The 17,022-nt window shown below is 60.3% G+C and carries 15 protein-coding genes; 8 read left to right on the top strand and 7 right to left on the bottom strand.

The annotated features are described in order from the left end of the window. Positions 1–60 precede the first annotated feature (60 nt). The gene (gene gor, locus RAC79_RS18885; protein ID WP_174039170.1) at positions 61–1,449 is read left to right on the top strand and encodes a glutathione-disulfide reductase; all 1,389 of its coding nucleotides are present in this window, start codon (positions 61–63) and stop codon (positions 1,447–1,449) included. 248 nt (positions 1,450–1,697) lie between these two features. Next, positions 1,698–3,074 carry a class II 3-deoxy-7-phosphoheptulonate synthase gene (locus RAC79_RS18880; RefSeq protein WP_142846348.1) on the top strand — a complete coding sequence of 459 codons (1,377 nt, stop codon included), beginning with the start codon at positions 1,698–1,700 and terminating at the stop codon, positions 3,072–3,074. 170 nt (positions 3,075–3,244) lie between these two features. Here the strand turns inward: RAC79_RS18880 and RAC79_RS18875 are convergent, their stop codons facing one another. From RAC79_RS18875 to RAC79_RS18850, 6 genes are all read right to left on the bottom strand, one after another. Continuing rightward, positions 3,245–4,984, bottom strand: a complete 1,740-nt coding sequence (locus RAC79_RS18875; protein ID WP_065654998.1) for a TadG family pilus assembly protein — start codon at positions 4,982–4,984, stop codon at positions 3,245–3,247. A 1-nt stretch (position 4,985) separates the two neighbouring features. Next, a complete protein-coding gene (locus RAC79_RS18870) occupies positions 4,986–5,408 on the bottom strand; it encodes a TadE/TadG family type IV pilus assembly protein (protein WP_003524819.1) in 423 nt (140 codons plus the stop codon). Between the two features lie 137 nt (positions 5,409–5,545). After that, entirely contained in the window at positions 5,546–6,379 is an 834-nt protein-coding gene (radC, locus tag RAC79_RS18865; protein ID WP_065654999.1) for a DNA repair protein RadC, read from the bottom strand. 14 nt (positions 6,380–6,393) lie between these two features. Then, the gene (gene map / locus RAC79_RS18860; RefSeq protein WP_078053031.1) at positions 6,394–7,233 is read right to left on the bottom strand and encodes a type I methionyl aminopeptidase; all 840 of its coding nucleotides are present in this window, start codon (positions 7,231–7,233) and stop codon (positions 6,394–6,396) included. 31 nt (positions 7,234–7,264) lie between these two features. Then, a complete protein-coding gene (gene sfsA, locus RAC79_RS18855) occupies positions 7,265–7,984 on the bottom strand; it encodes a DNA/RNA nuclease SfsA (RefSeq protein ID WP_125145664.1) in 720 nt (239 codons plus the stop codon). Between the two features lie 32 nt (positions 7,985–8,016). Beyond that, positions 8,017–9,876 (bottom strand): alpha/beta hydrolase, encoded by a 1,860-nt coding sequence (locus RAC79_RS18850; RefSeq protein WP_174039169.1) that lies wholly within the window; start codon positions 9,874–9,876, stop codon positions 8,017–8,019. Between the two features lie 139 nt (positions 9,877–10,015). Between RAC79_RS18850 and RAC79_RS18845 the strand changes: the two genes are divergently transcribed. Continuing rightward, positions 10,016–10,441: a hypothetical protein gene (locus RAC79_RS18845; RefSeq protein WP_223215599.1), complete on the top strand. Its 426-nt coding sequence runs from the start codon at positions 10,016–10,018 to the stop codon at positions 10,439–10,441. Positions 10,442–10,990: 549 nt separating this feature from the next. On the opposite strand, the gene fnrN is transcribed toward RAC79_RS18845, so the two are convergent. Then, entirely contained in the window at positions 10,991–11,716 is a 726-nt protein-coding gene (fnrN, locus tag RAC79_RS18840; RefSeq protein ID WP_065655003.1) for a transcriptional regulator FnrN, read from the bottom strand. A gap of 213 nt (positions 11,717–11,929) precedes the next feature. Here fnrN and hemN point away from each other — a divergent pair, with 213 nt between their 5' ends. From hemN to RAC79_RS18815, 5 genes are all read left to right on the top strand, one after another. After that, positions 11,930–13,279, top strand: coding sequence for an oxygen-independent coproporphyrinogen III oxidase (gene hemN / locus RAC79_RS18835; protein ID WP_174044350.1), 1,350 nt, complete (start codon positions 11,930–11,932; stop codon positions 13,277–13,279). A 114-nt stretch (positions 13,280–13,393) separates the two neighbouring features. Further along, on the top strand, positions 13,394–13,678 hold the full coding sequence (locus RAC79_RS18830) for an acyl carrier protein (RefSeq protein ID WP_003495848.1): 285 nt from the start codon (positions 13,394–13,396) through the stop codon (positions 13,676–13,678). 88 nt (positions 13,679–13,766) lie between these two features. After that, a complete protein-coding gene (locus RAC79_RS18825; protein ID WP_065655005.1) occupies positions 13,767–14,246 on the top strand; it encodes a 3-hydroxyacyl-ACP dehydratase FabZ family protein in 480 nt (159 codons plus the stop codon). Positions 14,247–14,455: 209 nt separating this feature from the next. Beyond that, positions 14,456–15,652, top strand: coding sequence for a beta-ketoacyl-ACP synthase (locus tag RAC79_RS18820; RefSeq protein ID WP_080856386.1), 1,197 nt, complete (start codon positions 14,456–14,458; stop codon positions 15,650–15,652). A gap of 11 nt (positions 15,653–15,663) precedes the next feature. Beyond that, entirely contained in the window at positions 15,664–16,947 is a 1,284-nt protein-coding gene (locus tag RAC79_RS18815) for a beta-ketoacyl-ACP synthase (protein ID WP_059758707.1), read from the top strand. The last annotated feature ends 75 nt before the right edge of the window (positions 16,948–17,022 follow it).

Below are 17,022 nucleotides of genomic sequence, written 5' to 3'. Positions count from 1 at the left end.
TGAATGCGCCGCCGCCCGTCTCGAGGCTGAGGACGGCGGTTTTGATCAGGGGTTTTGACTATGACAGCTTATGACTACGATCTTTTCGTCATCGGTGGCGGTTCCGGCGGCGTGCGCAGCGGCCGCGTGGCGGCCTCGCTCGGCAAGCGCGTCGCAATCGCCGAGGAATACCGCTATGGCGGAACCTGCGTCATCCGCGGCTGCGTGCCGAAGAAGCTGTTCGTCTACGCCTCGCAATTCCCTGAGCATTTCGAGGATTCGGAAGGATTCGGCTGGAGCGTCGGCGAGCGCAGCTTCGACTGGAAGAAGCTCATCGCGGCCAAGGACAAGGAAATCACCCGTCTCGAAGGGCTCTACCGCAAGGGACTGGAAAACGCCAAGGCCGATATTTTCGACAGCCGGGCGGAACTGGTCGACGCCCATACCGTGAAGCTGACGAAAACCGGCGAGACCTTCACCGCCGAGCGCATCGTGATTGCCGTCGGCGGCACGCCGAACGAGCACAAGGCGCTGCCCGGCCATGAGCTGACGATCTCGTCCAACGAGGCTTTCGACCTGGAAGAGCTGCCGAAATCGATCCTGATCGCCGGCGGCGGTTATATTGCGGTCGAATTCGCCAATATCTTCCATGGGCTCGGCGTCGAAACGACCCTGATCTATCGCGGCAAGGAAATCCTGTCGCGCTTCGATCAGGACATGCGCAGGGGCCTGCATGAAGCGATGGAGGCCAAGGGCATCCGCATCCTTCTGGAAGATATCATCGAGGAAGTCAGCAAGGATGGCGCCGGCGGTTTCGTGGCACGCACCAAGCAGGGTGCCTCGCTGCATGTGGGCCTGGTCATGCTGGCGCTTGGTCGCGATCCGAATACCAAGGGCCTGGGGCTGGAAAATGCCGGTGTGAAGGTGGATGCGCGCGGTGCGATCATCGTCGACGATTATTCGCGCACGAATGTGCCGAATATCTTCGCGCTGGGCGACGTCACCGATCGGGTACAGCTGACGCCGGTGGCAATCCATGAGGCCATGTGCTTCATCGAAACCGAATACAAGAACAACCCGACCAAGCCGGATCACGAGCTGATCGCGACGGCGGTGTTCTCGCAGCCGGAAATTGGCACCGTCGGCCTTTCGGAAGAGGAAGCCGGCAAGAAATATCCGGAACTGGAAGTCTATCGCGCCCAGTTCCGGCCGATGAAGGCGACGCTTTCCGGCCGTCAGGAAAAGACGATCATGAAGCTGATCGTCAATGCCGCCGACCGCAAGGTTGTTGGCGTCCATATTCTCGGCCATGAGGCGGGCGAGATGGCGCAGCTTCTCGGCATCACGCTGAAAGCCGGCTGTACCAAGGATGATTTCGACCGCACGATGGCGGTTCATCCCACAGCCGCCGAAGAGCTGGTGACGATGTATTCGCCGAGCTATCGCGTCGTGCATGGCGAGCGTGTGTAACGCCGGTACGGGCGTCATATAATCGCCGCCCACATCAGCCTGCCGCCCTTCGAGAGCGAAGTTTTCGAATGGCGGCGGGGTTGTTAAATCGTTTGAATTGACTTTTGTGCGTCTGGAGCGCTCAAAACGGGCAGAATGAGCCGGATGGCTCGGGGATCGGCTATGCAAAGCCGATGCTTGGAGCTATAAGCCGCTCAATTTTTCGAGGCGGCCGCGCGACGTCGCGTGGGCGAGAAAAGGGTGAGAACATGGCACAGAATTGGACCCCCGGCAGCTGGCGGCAGAAACCGATCCAGCAGGTTCCCGAATATCCGGATGCGGCAGCACTTGCGGCAACGGAAGCCACGCTTGCGACCTATCCGCCTCTGGTCTTTGCCGGCGAAGCCCGCCGCCTGAAGAAGCAGCTCGCCAATGTGGCTGAAGGCAACGCCTTCCTGCTGCAGGGCGGGGATTGCGCCGAAAGCTTCCTCGAGCATGGCGCGGACAACATCCGCGACTTCTTCCGTGCCTTCCTGCAGATGGCCGTCGTGCTGACCTATGGCGCGCAGCTGCCCGTCGTAAAGGTCGGCCGCATTGCCGGTCAGTTCGCCAAGCCGCGCTCTTCCAACGTGGAAGCGCAGGATGGCGTGACGCTGCCGTCTTACCGCGGCGACATCATCAACGGCATCGAATTCAACGAGGCCTCGCGCATCCCGAACCCGGAGCGCCAGCTCGACGCCTACCGCCAGTCGGCGGCGACGCTGAACCTGCTGCGCGCTTTCGCGATGGGTGGTTACGCCAACCTTGAAAACGTTCACCAGTGGATGCTCGGCTTCATCAAGGACAGCCCGCAGGCGGACCGTTACCGCAAGCTGGCCGACCGGATTTCCGAAACCATGGACTTCATGAAGGCGATCGGCATCAGCGCGGACAATAATCCGAGCCTGCGTGAGACCGACTTCTTCACCAGCCATGAGGCGCTGCTGCTCGGTTACGAAGAGGCGCTGACCCGCGTCGATTCCACCTCCGGTGACTGGTATGCCACATCCGGCCACATGCTGTGGATCGGCGACCGCACGCGCCAGCTCGACCATGCGCATGTGGAATATTTCCGTGGCATCAAGAACCCGATCGGCTTGAAATGCGGTCCGTCGCTGACGCCTGACAATCTGATCGAGCTGATCGATGCGCTGAACCCGGCGAACGAGGCTGGCCGCCTGACGCTGATTTGCCGTTTCGGCCATGACAAGGTGGCGGACAGTCTGCCGAAGCTCATTCGCGCCGTCAAGAAGGAAGGCCGCAAGGTCGTCTGGTCCTGCGATCCGATGCATGGCAACACGATCACGCTCAACCACTACAAGACGCGTCCTTTCGAGCGCATCCTGTCGGAAGTGGAAAGCTTCTTCCAGATCCACCGCGCCGAAGGCACGCATCCGGGTGGCATCCATATCGAGATGACCGGCAAGGACGTGACGGAATGCACGGGCGGTGCGCGCGCCGTGACGGCGGATTCGCTGTCCGACCGTTACCACACCCATTGCGATCCGCGCCTCAATGCCGATCAGGCGCTGGAACTGGCGTTCCTGCTGTCCGAGCGCATGAAGAGCGGCCGTGACGAGAAGCGTCTGGCAATCGCCAACGCCTGATCTGACACCATAAACAAAAAAGCCGCCGGGAGACCCTCCGGCGGCTTTTTCGTGCGCGGCGCTGACCTAAAGCGCCTCGCGTTTAATCTGATTCATGCGACGCGCTTTATGTTTTTGTTTTTACGCATATCTTTGTCCCAAAAACGCTGCACACTTTGGGGAGACATGCTCTATTGCACCAGCGCCGGCTGCTGGCAGCGGACATCCGTGACCCGCACATCGGCTTCGCCGATCTTGACGCCGAGAACCAGAAGCACGTTGTAGAGCAGCTGATCGACCGGAGCGGTGACTGCCGCGAGCGTGTTGGCAAGCGCCGACTGAATGCCCGCCAGACCTCCCAAATCCAGGTTGAGGAAGAGAAGCCTTATATCCAGGTTGAGGTTTTTCAGCAGTGAACTGACAAGAGTGGTGACTGTGTCCTTGGTGGAGACACTCTTGATCTTGGCCTGGGTAATATCGGACTGCGTGAAGGTCAGCTTGCTCTTGGTCATGTTGGTGGCGTTGATGAGGGCGCTGCCATTGATGGCGAGCAGTGCTGAATCCACGATTGCGGCCTTGGTGACGCGCGGGTCCCTGCCGAAATTGGCAAAGGCGGTGGTATCGACATTGCCAAGGGCGATTTCGGCGATGCCGGGAACGACCTCGACATCGACGGTGCCCTGTCCGCCACCCGTGCAGCGAATATCGGCAAGCCGCGCTTCGGCATGGGCGACTTCCACATAAAGCGGGAGATTGACCTTGAGGCCGGCAATGGCCTGAAGCCCGTCCACCACGACGTTGACCGCCAGCCGGGTCTGTGCAGTACGCACGATGGTGCCCGCGCCGCCAACGGCGAGCGACGGCGTTTCGACCGGCGGTTCACCGATGGCGAGCGTTGCCTTGACCGAGGCGAGGCCGAGAAGATTGGCGTTGATGTTAAGCCCCAGCTGGTTACCGCCATTGCCCGCCACGGCGGCGGCATTGATGAGATCGAAGACGCCGGCGGTGACCTTGAGGTTTTCGCCCGTACCGATCAGCTTGTCCGAGAACGGGCCGAGATTGAGTATCTCCTCGAGCTTGATCTTCACGTTGCTCTTGTTGACGGTTTTTTGCAGCGTATTCAAAATGTTGACGACCGCCGGCTGCAAGCCTGCGGTTTTCGTCAGTACGTCGAGGAATTTGCCGTAGCTGATTTCCGTCTTCAGAACATCCTTATAGGTGCCCGCGGTGAGGTTGAGATCGATGGCCAGCGCCTCGACGATCTTGAGCGCATTGACATCGGCGGCGAGAAGCGCCTGATAATCCATGAGTTTCAATGAAACCGTGGTGCCGAGCAAGCCACCGAGCAGGCTGTTGAGAATTCCCTCATCGAGGCTGGCGAGGCGCGATCCCACCGAAAATGCCGCGATCCTTTGGGACGAGGCCGTTCCGACCGCCGAGACCTTTGGCGGCTTGGTGAAGGCGGAAGCGAAGAATATCTGGCCCTGTTCGACGATGTTCACCTTTATCGCATTCGTGGGCAGGGCGTTATCGACGAAACGCTGGCCGACCGGGACTGTCGCATCCGGCTCGTAATGACCCTTGATGACCTCGGCATAACCCTTGCTGTTGGCGAATTCATTCAGCGGGTCGAAGGGTTGCAGGCCCTTTTCGGTCAAAAGTCCCTGCGCCGTCCTGACACCGAGATCCATGCCATTGAGGGCGAAATATTGCTGAACCGCCTTTTCGGCGTCCGCGGCGTTGGCTGCCGCCGATATGGCTGCGAGATCGGCGGTCTGCTGCAACTGCCGTTTTTGCAATGTCAGATAACCGTAGTCGACGCCGAGCGCCAATATGCCGATGAAGAGCGGTGCGGTGAGCCCCGCCGAAATGGCGATGTTGCCCGTTTTGTCCTTGAGGAAGCGGGGAAGCAGGGAATGAAAATCTCGCATGTCATGCTCCTCCGATCCGGATGGTGGAAAAACGCCGGATGACCGGTTCGGGCAGGGTGTAGCTGTAGAGGCTCCAGATCGGCAGATCGCGGGCGTCATATTCGACCTTCACCGTGAACTGGTTGGCATTGGCGGGATCCGTCGCGACATCGACGGTGAAACGGCTCTTGTCCATGAAGGCGTAGCTGAGGTCGCTTTTGGTGACGAAATCCCGGGCAAGCTGCTGGCGTTCGGTCGTATTGAGGCCGGCAACCGCTGTGCGCGCCGCGTCGGCGGCGATCTGCTGCACCGAATAGGCCGCCATCAGATAAATGCCGTAGGCGATCATGGTGAGCAGAACGAGAAAGAATATCGGTGCGACGATGGCGAACTCGACAGCAGACGAGCCAGATCTATCGCGAAAGAAACGCACTCCATTAAACATAAAGCACCCCCGTTCCTTCAGGCATCAAGGTTCGATGCCTTGATTTATTATTTTCGGAAATGCTAATTTATAGGTGTTAATTTTGTGTTGATGCCGCTCCTATGGGTTGCAGCTCTTCTTAAACTTTCGCGTTTACTTCAAATCAACCGAAGGCCTTTGAAACTGGCGTGGCCGTCCTTGCCGATGATGATGTGGTCGTGGACGGTGATGCCGAGCGGCTTTGCCGTATCGATGATGGTCTTGGTCATCTCGATATCCGCGCGCGAAGGGGTGGGGTCTCCACTTGGATGATTATGTATTAAAATCAAGGCGGTAGATGAAAGTTCAAGGGCGCGGCGCACCACTTCGCGCGGGTAGACCGGCGTGTGATCCACGGTTCCCTGGCCCTGCACCTCATCGGCGATCAGGACGTTGCGCTTGTCGAGGAACAGGACGCGGAACTGTTCGCGCGTTTCATGGGCCATGGCGGCGTGGCAATAATCGATGACAGAGGACCAGGAGCCGAGCACCTGCTTGTTGCGGATTTCGCTTTTCAGCATGCGCTGGGAAACGGAGGCAACGAGCTTCAGATCGAGCGCCACGGTTTCGCCAACGCCCTTCACCTCCTGCAACAACGGCAAGGGCGCGCCGAGCACGCCGCCAAGCGTTCCGAAACGGGCGATCAGGGCCTTGGCGATGGGTTTGGTATCGCGCCTCGGGATCAGCCGGAAGAGAAGAAGCTCCAGCAATTCGTAATCGGCGAGCGCCGCGTCGCCGCCATCGCGATAACGCGCCCGCAGCCGGTCGCGATGTCCGTGATAATGGGCGGCATCCGTTTCCTGTTCGACCATGGCTGCCGGCCTTTTCGCGCCGCTTCGCGATTCGGCGAAAAAGCCGCGCTCATCCGCTCCGTTGAACAGATCGCCTTCGCCCGCCTGAAAGCCGGGAGTTTTGGAAAGATCGGCGGAAGGCGGGGCGGGGCGTTTTGCCATAGGCGGGTCTGGCCTTATGCGGGGGGAAGCGGCGGCAGGCCCGGACGGTCGAAGCCGCCGGGCGACAGTGTGAAGATTTCGCAGCCCGTGGCCGTGACGCCGACGGCATGTTCATATTGGGCGGAGAGCGACCGGTCGCGCGTCACCGCCGTCCAGCCGTCGGAAAGCACCTTCACATGCGGTTTGCCGAGATTGATCATCGGCTCGATGGTGAAGATCATGCCTTCGCGGATTTCCGGCCCTTCATCCGGGCGGCCGTAATGCAGGATGTTCGGCGTGTCGTGGAACAGGCGTCCGACGCCATGGCCGCAGAAATCGCGCACGACGGAGCAGCGCTCGGCTTCCGCATAGGCCTGGATTGCCGCGCCGATTGCGCCGGTGCGCACGCCGGGCTTCACCGCCGCGATGCCGCGCAGCAGGCATTCATAGGTCACTTCCATCAGCCGCTCGGCGGCGCGCTTGATCTGGCCGACCGGATACATGCGGCTCGAATCGCCATGCCAGCCATCCAGCACATAGGTCACGTCGATATTGACGATATCGCCTTCGCGCAGCGGTTTTTCATCCGGAATGCCGTGGCAGACGACGTGGTTGATCGAGGTGCAGACGGATTTGGTATAGCCGCGATAATTCAGCGTTGCCGGCAGCGCGCCGTGGTCGGCGCCGAATTCGAAGACGAAACGATCAATGGCGTCGGTCGTCACGCCCGGCTTGACGATTGCGGCAAGTTCATCGAGGCAGCGCGCCGTCAGCTGGCACGCCTTGCGCATCCCGTCGAAGTCCTCAGCGGTATAGAGGCGGATAACGCCGGTATTCTTGAGGGGGGCGGAGGCTGCGTCGATATAGGTGACCATCTTGGTGCTTTCTGTCTCTTTACGTCCCTGTTCATAAAACAGCCGGACGCCATTCGTCCATCTTAACCGTTCCGCTGACCGAAATTTGTGCCGGGGAGACCGTGCATTTCACCGCATAGGCCTCCACGCCGCGCGCCATCGCACGCTGAAACGCCAGCGCATAGACGGGATCGAGATCGTCGCAGATGCGCATCCGGTCGCAATCGTCGCGCTGGATGAGATAGAGCATCACCGAACGGTAACCTGCTTCCGCGGCGTCACCCAGTTCCTCCAGATGTTTCGCACCGCGTTTGGTGGCGGTATCGGGAAATTCGGCGAGGCCTTGCTCGCGCATGAAATGCACGTTCTTGACTTCCACATAGGCGTCCGGCCGGCCGGGCTCGGACAACAGGAAATCGATGCGGGAATTGCGGCCGTATTTCTGTTCGCGCCGGATCGTCGAATAGCCGCCGAGTTCAGGGATGAGGCCGTTCAGGATCGCTTCTTCCGCCAGCCGGTTCGGCATGCCGGTATTGATGCCGACCGTGGTGCCATCGGCCTCGACCATTTCCAGCATGTGCCGGTACTTGCGGGTCGGGCTGTCATGTTCCGACAGCCATATGCGGGAGCCCGGAGCCGTGAGCCCGCGCATGGAGCCGGTATTGGGGCAGGAGCCGGTGATCGCGGTGCCGTCTTCCAGAATGGCGTCGAACAGGAAACGCTTGTAGCGGGCGATCAGCGTGGCGGGAGTAAGCGGGGGCGTGAAGAACATGTGGCCTGAAAGATGAGAAATGATGGGTGCGGTCAGGAGAGGACATAGGTTCCCGGCGCATCGCCGAGCACGGGGCGCTTGCCGTCTTCCGGTTTTCGCGCCGTCACCTTTTCAGCGCTCTGGCTTTCGATCCAGTTCTGCCAGTGCACCCACCAGGAGCCTTTGTGCGGGGTGGCGGCGGCCTGCCAGCCGTCAAAGTCTCCGGCCGGTGACGGGCCTGTCCAATATTGGTATTTTTCAAGCTGCGGCGGATTGATGACGCCGGCTATGTGGCCGGAAGCGCCAAGCACGAATTCCACCGGCCCGCCGAACAGCGCAGCACCCGTAAAGACCGATTTCGCCGGCGCGATATGGTCCTCGCGGGTGGCGAGATCATAGACCGGGATTTTGATATCCCCGAGATTGATCCGCTTGCCGGCGACCCGCATCAGCCCGCGGGCGAGATTGTTCTCGAGGTAACAATTGCGCAGATAAAAAGAGTGGCTGGCGGCCGTCGCCCGGGTCGAATCGGAGTTCCAGTAGAGGAGGTCGAAGGGCAGGGGCTCGGCGCCGCGCAGGTAATTATCGACCACATAGGGCCAAATGAGATCGGAGGCGCGCAGCATGTTGAAGACGGTGGCCATGATCGAGCCGTCGAGATAACCGACCGCCTGCATGTGCTTGTCCAGCGCGGCCAGCTGGCCTTCGTCGATGAAGACCTTGAGATCGCCGGCATGGATGAAATCGGTCTGGGCGGCCAGCAGCGTGGCGCTGCGAATGCGTTCATCGCCTTGCTGCGCATGCAGCGCCAGCGCGGAAGATAAAAGAGTGCCGCCGACGCAATAGCCGATGGCGTTGATTTCTTTTTCGCCGGTCCGCTCCTCGATGGTATCGAGCGCAAAACCGATGCCTTCGCGGACGTAATCATCCCAGCCCTTGTCGGCGAGGCGGGCATCCGGGTTGATCCAGGAGACCATGAAGACGCTGTGGCCCTGCTCGAGGCACCAGCCGACGAAGGATTTCTGCGGGTTGAGATCGAGGATGTAGAATTTGTTGATCCATGGCGGCACGATCAGCAAAGGCCGTTTGAAGGCCTTCTGCGTCGTCGGCGCATAATGGATGATTTCGCAGAGCGGGCTTTTCGCCACCACCTTGCCCGGCGTGACGGCGATATTCTGGCCGATGACGAATTTGCTGTAATCGGTCTGGCGCAGTTTCAGGTGGCCGTTTCCGGCCGCGACATCCTCCGCCAGCTGCGCCATGCCCTTGACGAGATTGGCGCCGCTGGAGGCGACCGTTTCGCGAAAGACCTGCGGATTGGTGAAGACGAAATTGGCCGGCGAAAGGGCCTCCGTCACCTGGCGCATATAAAACAGCGCCTTGGTGCGGGTATGTTCGTCCAGCCCATCGGCCTCCGTCACCATCCGGTCGGCGAAACCAACGGTGGTCTGGTAGGCTTTCAGGAGAAAATCGAAGAACGGATTGGCCTGCCAGTCGGCATCTGCAAAACGCCTGCTCCTGCGTTCCGCAGGGCCGCTTTCGGCGGGTTTTTGCGGGGCCGAATCGGCATCGCCGGAAAACTGCGCCACCGATTTTGCCCAGAGATCGTAATAGCTGGAAAGCAGATGGGTCTGCGCCTCGAGCGAGCGCTTCGGTTCGGCCATCCAGTATTCGGCGACATCGGAGAGCGTCCTGACGAGATCGGTTACCGGATCGGCGCTGGTGTGGGGAACCTCACCGCGTTCGCGCGGGGCGAGCCATTCGGATGCGGCCTTGCCGAGATTTTCGAGCGCACGGGCGATGTTGATCGCGAAGGTTTCCGGGTCGCGGATCAGATAGGCCTCGGCGGAGCTGGCGTCGAAGCCGGGCGTTTTGCCACCCTTTTTCGTGTCCCCGCCGTCAACACCTGCCATGCACCATCCTCCGCCAAATTTATGTTTGCACATTCTGCATGAAAACGAATACAAGTTCCACCAGCAAGGGGAGGCCGCAAAGGGCCGAACCGTGGTCGAATTCGATATCTGCAGATATCCTTACAGGCGGAACATGACGATGGGCAAGCACATGGGCACATGGGGAACATATGCGGAAAATGCGGCAAGAATCGCTGTGCTTTCGCTCTCCGGCGCAATGCTCGCCGCCACACTTGCCGCCTGCAAGGCTCCGGAGCCGATCGTCGCGCCCGCCCATATGCGCCGCCCGACGGCCGAAATCGTCGGCCCGCGCCCGGTCAGCGACACTGCGGTGAGCCAGAAGCGCGACACCGGCACCTATCCGACCTTCTCGCAGCCGCTGACGGCCGCTGGCACCCAGATGGGCGAAGATGAGGCCTCCACCATGGAATCGAGCCTCTCGCGCCTCGGTGCGGCACGGCGCAACGGCCAGATTTCGGAAGCCGAATACAAGCGCCGCGTGGCGGAGCTGCGGGCGCTTGCCGAAAACCAGAAGCCGGTTGCGACGCCAGCCGCCTCGCAGTGAGATCACGCCGCGCAGTTTGCGCGGTCTCAGCGACGGACCAGATTATCTTTGATTGACGAAACATACCCCAAACGGGGAATTCCCCATGGAGCGAGTGGGTGCGCCCTGTTTCTTCTCCCCGCCGGGAGAAGTCCGCGGCAGCGGGATGAGGGGGCTAGCTCTCCACATATCTCCGCGCTTGCCCCCTCATCCGACCCTTCGGGCCACCTTCTCCCCGGCGGGGAGAAGAAACAAGCGGCGATGCCGAACTTGCTACAGCGACAATCACGGCTGAAGGTCCTGTCGGCCCGGCAATCATAACCCCTTCTTTACCCTGCCTTTGAACCATCTGCTTACCCAAGATGTTAAGCAGATGGATGAGGTTTGCCGCTTATGATGCAGCCATAACAAACAGGCCGCTGAAAAAGCGGGGCACGGGGTGAAATATCATGAAATGCATCGCCGCTTTGCTGGTTCTTGCCGGTTTTGCGCTCGCACCCGCTCAGGCGCGAGCGCCGCATATCAATTTCGGGACATCTGCACTTCAGGGGCAGTGAGAGGCAAATTCCGTCAGTCGTTGCCGGCGGCGTCACTCAGCACGTCGAGATCGGGCACGGTGATGTGGCGATTGTTCTCGATGCGGATAATGCCTTCCTTGCGCAGCTTGGTCATTTGCCGGCTAACCGTTTCGATGGTGAGCCCGAGGAAATCGGCGATATCGGCGCGTGAAAGCGGCAGGTCGAAGCAGGATTTGTCGTCGTTTTCCGGGTCGATATGGGTGGCGATCATATAAAGGAAGCTGGCAACCTTTTCCTGCGCCGATTTGCGCCCAAGCGTCAGCATCCAGTCGCGAGCCTCGTCCAGTTCCTTCAGGGACTGGCTGTGGAGCTTGCGTTCCATATCGGGCACTTCGGCAACCATCCGGTCGACGACACGGCGCGGGAAAAGACAAATCTCGACATCGGTTGCGGCTTCCGCCGTCATCTTGCTTTCCGCCATGAAGGGGCGGCCGAGAAAGTCCGGCGCGAATTGCAGGCCGACGATCTGCTGGCGGCCGTCCGACATCATTTTCGACAGCTTCACCACGCCGTTCAGGATATTGCCATAGGAGGTCACGAGTTCGCCCTGGCCAAGAAGCTCGTTGCCCGCTTCCAGTTTCTTGCGGCTGGAATGGCGATTGAGGTCACAGAGCTGCTGTGGCGTCAGCGTGCTGCAAAGACCGCCGTGACGCGCCTCGCAGGAGCGGCAAACAACGGGTTCTTCCGAATTGTGGATGGTCTTCTGCAGCGTGTCCATAAGCCTTTTCCAATGCTGGCTTTTTCGGGACGATTGCGACCGTGGGTGTCAAATCCGGTCTGATGCAAGGCTTTCGCCACGTAGCCGTCGCCCCTGCGTCTACTTTAGCAAGAACTTACGGTGCAATTTGATTGAAGTCAAAGTTGCAAACTGTCGCAGCCGTTACTGAAAGAGAGGAAATCGACATTTTCTTGATAAAAGGCAAATCGGGCGATGAATACCGAACTTCTTTACAAATATTCGGGTGCAGTGCCGCGCTACACAAGCTATCCGACCGCGCCGCATTTCCACGAGGGAATCGATAATGGCACCTATCGCCGCTGGCTCGGCGCGCTCGGTCACAGGAATCGCCTCTCGCTTTATCTGCATATTCCCTATTGCGACCGGCTGTGCTGGTTCTGCGCCTGTCACACCAAGCACACGCTGAAATACGAGCCGATTGCCGTTTATCTTGAAGCACTTAAGCAGGAGATCGAAGCCGTCGGCGCGCTTGTTTCGCCGGATGCGGTGGTGAGTGCCGTGCATTTCGGCGGCGGCTCGCCCACCATGTTGAAGCCAGAGGACATGCAGAGCCTGATGGACTGTCTGCGGCGTCATTTCACCTTCGGCCTCGCACCCGAGATCAGCGTCGAGATGGACCCCAACGATCTGGATGACAGCCGCTACGATGCGCTTGCCGCCATCGGCATGTCGCGGGCGAGCCTCGGGGTTCAGGACTTCGATGACAAAGTGCAAAAAACCATCAACCGCATTCAGTCCTTCGAACAGACGAAATCCGTTGTGGATGCGGTGCGGGCGAGGGGCGTTCATTCGGTCAATTGCGACATTCTTTATGGGCTGCCGTTCCAGACCTGCGGGACATTGGAAAAGACGGTGAACCAGATCGTGTCGCTCGACCCCGATCGCATCGCGCTTTTCGGTTATGCGCATGTTCCGTGGATGAAAAAACACCAGTCGCTGATCCCGGAGCATGCCCTGCCGGATATTGCCGAACGCTACCGCCAGATGACGATGGCGGCGGAGATGCTGAAACAGGCGGGTTACGAGGCCATCGGCATCGATCATTTCGCCAAGCCGACCGATACATTATGCCAGGCCGCCGAAGCGGGCGCCCTGCGGCGGAATTTTCAGGGCTATACGACCGATACGGCCGATGCGCTGATCGGACTTGGTGCATCGTCCATCGGCAGGCTGCCGCAGGGTTATGTGCAGAACATGGTGGCGACGGGGGAATATCAGCGGATGGTGGGCGAGGGCGGTCTTGCCGCCGTCAAGGGCATAGAGTTGTCTGAGGACGACCATCTGCGCTCGCATGTCATCGAAAGGCTGATGTGCGATTTCGCTATCGATCTTTCGCAGTTGCAGCACCGTTTCGGCAATGTGAGCCATTCCGTGACAGCCCAGGCGCAGCATTTTGCCGCAAGCGACAAGGATGGCGTGGTGCGGATGGACGCCGATATTTTTGCGGTGACGGAGGCTGGAAAGCCCTTCGTGCGTAATATCGCGGCAATCTTCGACGCCTATCTCGGCAATGGACGCGGCCGCCATTCGGTTGCTGTTTAGGCAACAGTTTTGGGGCAAATTTCAAAGTTACGTCACGAAACCATTGGCTTTTTTGTGCGACTTGCCTATGTGGTGCGTCAGACAGGATAATTCATACGAACGACAATAAGGATTATGGGCGTGACAGCTACATTCGACAAGGTTGCCGACATTATCGCCGAAACCAGCGAAATCGACCGCGAAACCATTACGCCGGAGAGCCACACGATCGACGATCTGGGCATCGACAGCCTCGACTTTCTTGATATCGTTTTCGCGATCGACAAGGAATTCGGCATCAAGATTCCGCTCGAGCAGTGGACGCAGGAAGTCAACGAAGGCAAGGTTTCCACCGAAGAATATTTCGTGCTGAAGAACCTTTGCGCCAAGATCGACGAATTGCGCGCAGCCAAGGGCTGATCTGACAGTGCCCGCTTCAGGCGGGCATTTTCTTTTGATGCCGCCTGCGGGCAAACAATGACTAACCGACCAGAGACGGGCCGGACGGATGCTGCTTGAATATTTTCAGATGATCGACAAGGTCGAGGCCGTGGACATGACGACGCGCACGTTGAAGGCGCAGTCTGTCGTTCCCGACAAAAGCCCGGTTTTCGAAGGCCACTTTCCCGGCATGCCGCTGGTTCCGGGCGTGCTTCTGATCGAGACCATGGCGCAGGCTTCCGGCATGATGGTTCTGGCGTTTTCCGATTTTGCGTCCATGCCGTTCCTGATGTCGGTGGACGGCGCCAAGATGCGTACCTTCGTGGAGCCGGGCGCTGTTCTCGACATCGAGGCGGTGCTGGAGCATGACGGTTCCGGCTTTGCCGTTACCAAGGCGAAGATCACCTCGGATGGCAAGAAGGTCTGCGACGCGCAGCTTAAGCTCAGGACCATGCCCTTCAGCGAAATTCCGCTCGGGCCTATCGTCAAGAAGCGGGCCGAGGAAGTCGGCCTGATGGCGGCGATTGCCGCGGATGCACAGAAATAAGCGTTTCCGTCCGTTTCGAAGGAGAGCGTTTTTCCCGCCGGCTCGGTTTTTGAGCACGAAAATCGTGGGCTCGCGACGGCGGATCAGGCCTTCACCATTGCCAATCCGCATCGCGCGCTTTATTCCGCAACGCATGAAGTGGTTGTTCGCGACCGCTGTTGGATAGCCGTGACCGTTTCGACGGGGCCGGCTGCAAAGGATGACAGACGATGAAATCTGACAATGATGTGGTGATAACAGGGGTCGGCATCGTGACCTGTCACGGCGTCGGCAGCCAGGCGCATGTGGCGCTTCTTTCGGGAACCGCCGTGCCGGAGCCGGTGGTCGAGACCGAAAAGTTCAAGCCTTATCCGGTCCATCCCATGCCGGAGATCGACTGGTCCGCGCAGATCGCCAAGCGCGGCGACCAGCGCCAGATGGAAAACTGGCAGCGTCTCGGCGTTTTCGCCGCCGGTCTCGCACTCGACGATGCCGGGCTGAAGGAAGATGCAGAAGCCTGCGCCACCATGGACATGATCGTTGCCGCCGGCGGCGGTGAGCGCGACATCAATGTCGACACGCTGATCGTTGACGAGGCGCTGAAGCGCAATGACCGCGAAAAGCTGCTCAATGAGAAGCTGACGACGGAGCTGCGTCCGACGCTGTTTCTTGCCCAGCTTTCCAACCTGATGGCCGGCAATATTTCCATCGTGCACAAGGTTACCGGGTCTTCCCGCACCTTCATGGGCGAGGAAGCGGCCGGCATTTCCGCCGTCGAAACCGCGTTCCACCGCATCCGCTCCGGCGAATCGAGCCACGCGCTGGTGGGCGGCGCCTTCTCGGCGGAACGTCCCGACATGATCCTGCTGTTTGAGGCCATCGGCGCGCATGCGCAGGGCGGCTGGCAGCCGCTGTGGTCGCGTCAAGGTCAGGAAGGCGGCGGCATGGTTTCCGGTTCGCTCGGAGCCTTCCTGGTGCTGGAATCGCGCAAGCACGCCAGCGAGCGCGGCGCGCGCATTTATGCCCGCATCGACGCCATCGAGGGCGACCGCGGCAGCCGTGACGAAGGCAAGATGGAAAAGCGCATGGAGCGGCTGCTTGCCCCCGCCAAGGACAGCGCGGCGACCGTCGTGTTTTCCGGCGCGAGCGGTTATGACGGCGTGACGGCCCGCGAGAAGGACATTCTCGAAAAGGCCCTGCCGAATGCCGTCATTCGCGGTTTTGGCGGCGTCACCGGTCATGGGCTGGAAGCACAGTTTCCGCTCGGGCTGGCGCTTGCCGCGCTGACGCTTGAAAGCGGCGCGAAGGTGCCTACCTTCGATGCGGCTGAGGAAAAGCCCATGGGCGAGGCGGCCAGCGAAGCCGTCGTCACCACCGTCGGCCATGTGCGCGGCGAAGGTGTCGCCGTTCTGTCCCGCGACGTTTGAGGAGAAAGACCATGACTTCCAATTTCAGGGATCATCTCGGTCGTCCCATCGTCGCCGTCACCGGCATGGGCATCATCACCTCGCTCGGGCAGGGGCTTGCCGATAACTGGGCGGCGCTGACATCGGGCAAATCGGGCATCCACAAGATCACCCGTTTCCCGACCGAGGGGCTTTCGACCCGCATCAGCGGTACGGTGGATTTCATCGATATCCCGGTTCCGAATTCGGTCGAGCGTTCCTATGCCTTCGCGCGCGAAACCACCATCGAGGCACTGGCGCAGGCCGGTATCTCCGGCGATTTCGACGGCCCGCTATTTCTCGCGGCGCCGCCTATCGAGCCGGAATGGAGCGCCCGTTTCGAGCTTGCCGACCGGTCTCCGCCGGCCGCCCAGCCGGGTGACGCCTATGAACGGTTCTTGACGGCCTTCCGCCAGCGTCCCGACCCGGCATTCCAGGAAGCCGCCCTGTTCGGCGCAATTTCCGAGCGTCTTTCCGACCGTTTCGGCACACGCGGCCTGCCGGTCACGTTGTCTACGGCCTGTGCATCCGGCGCGACCGCGATCCAGCTCGGCGTCGAGGCAATCCGCCAGGGCCGCACCGAGCGGGCGCTGACGGTGGCCACCGACGGTTCGGTCAGCGCCGAGGCGCTCATTCGCTTCTCGCTTCTCTCCGCGCTTTCCACCCAGAACGATCCGCCGGAAAAGGCCTCCAAGCCGTTCAGCAAGGACCGCGACGGTTTCGTGATCGCCGAGGGTGCTGCGACGCTGGTGCTGGAATCGCTGGAAGCCGCCGTTGCGCGCGGCGCGAAGGTACTCGGCATCATCAAGGGTGCGGGCGAGAAGGCCGACAGCTTCCACCGCACGCGGTCTTCGCCCGATGGCGGCCCGGCGATTGCAACGATCCGCGCGGCACTGGCCGATGCGGGCGTGGCAGAAAGCGATATCGGTTACATCAACGCCCACGGCACTTCGACGCCTGAGAACGACAAGATGGAATATGGCTCCATGCTCGCCGTCTTCGGCGAGGGTCTGAAGAATATTCCGCTGTCGTCCAACAAGTCGATGATCGGCCATACGCTCACCGCCGCCGGCGCCGTGGAAGCGGTGTTCTCGCTGCAGACCATGTTGACCGGCACGCTGCCGCCGACGATCAACTACAACAATCCCGATCCGACCATCACGCTCGACGTGGTGCCGAATGTGAAGCGGGATGCTCAGGTGAGTGCGGTTCTGTCCAACTCCTTCGGGTTCGGCGGGCAGAATGCAAGCCTTGTCATGACGCGGGAACCGGCTTAACCGGTTTCGCCATCAACAGGAGCGTTTCCAGGGCAACTGCGGAAACGCTCTCGCTTCTTTGATTACGCATTCCGG

It is taken from the genome of Agrobacterium sp. LR_9, assembly GCF_041954855.1.
Taxonomy (GTDB): Bacteria; Pseudomonadota; Alphaproteobacteria; order Rhizobiales; family Rhizobiaceae; genus Agrobacterium; species Agrobacterium leguminum.
Note: the sequence above shows the minus strand (reverse complement) of the source record. Positions and strands in the feature narration are given on the sequence as shown.

Coding starts and splice junctions, on each gene's coding strand:
- gor (WP_174039170.1), top strand. CDS start 61: ATGACAGCTTATGACTACGATCTTTTCGTCATCGGTGGCGGTTCCGGC.
- RAC79_RS18880 (WP_142846348.1), top strand. CDS start 1,698: ATGGCACAGAATTGGACCCCCGGCAGCTGGCGGCAGAAACCGATCCAG.
- RAC79_RS18875 (WP_065654998.1), bottom strand. CDS start 4,984: ATGCGAGATTTTCATTCCCTGCTTCCCCGCTTCCTCAAGGACAAAACG.
- RAC79_RS18870 (WP_003524819.1), bottom strand. CDS start 5,408: ATGTTTAATGGAGTGCGTTTCTTTCGCGATAGATCTGGCTCGTCTGCT.
- radC (WP_065654999.1), bottom strand. CDS start 6,379: ATGGCAAAACGCCCCGCCCCGCCTTCCGCCGATCTTTCCAAAACTCCC.
- map (WP_078053031.1), bottom strand. CDS start 7,233: ATGGTCACCTATATCGACGCAGCCTCCGCCCCCCTCAAGAATACCGGC.
- sfsA (WP_125145664.1), bottom strand. CDS start 7,984: ATGTTCTTCACGCCCCCGCTTACTCCCGCCACGCTGATCGCCCGCTAC.
- RAC79_RS18850 (WP_174039169.1), bottom strand. CDS start 9,876: ATGGCAGGTGTTGACGGCGGGGACACGAAAAAGGGTGGCAAAACGCCC.
- RAC79_RS18845 (WP_223215599.1), top strand. CDS start 10,016: ATGGGCAAGCACATGGGCACATGGGGAACATATGCGGAAAATGCGGCA.
- fnrN (WP_065655003.1), bottom strand. CDS start 11,716: ATGGACACGCTGCAGAAGACCATCCACAATTCGGAAGAACCCGTTGTT.
- hemN (WP_174044350.1), top strand. CDS start 11,930: ATGAATACCGAACTTCTTTACAAATATTCGGGTGCAGTGCCGCGCTAC.
- RAC79_RS18830 (WP_003495848.1), top strand. CDS start 13,394: ATGGGCGTGACAGCTACATTCGACAAGGTTGCCGACATTATCGCCGAA.
- RAC79_RS18825 (WP_065655005.1), top strand. CDS start 13,767: ATGCTGCTTGAATATTTTCAGATGATCGACAAGGTCGAGGCCGTGGAC.
- RAC79_RS18820 (WP_080856386.1), top strand. CDS start 14,456: ATGAAATCTGACAATGATGTGGTGATAACAGGGGTCGGCATCGTGACC.
- RAC79_RS18815 (WP_059758707.1), top strand. CDS start 15,664: ATGACTTCCAATTTCAGGGATCATCTCGGTCGTCCCATCGTCGCCGTC.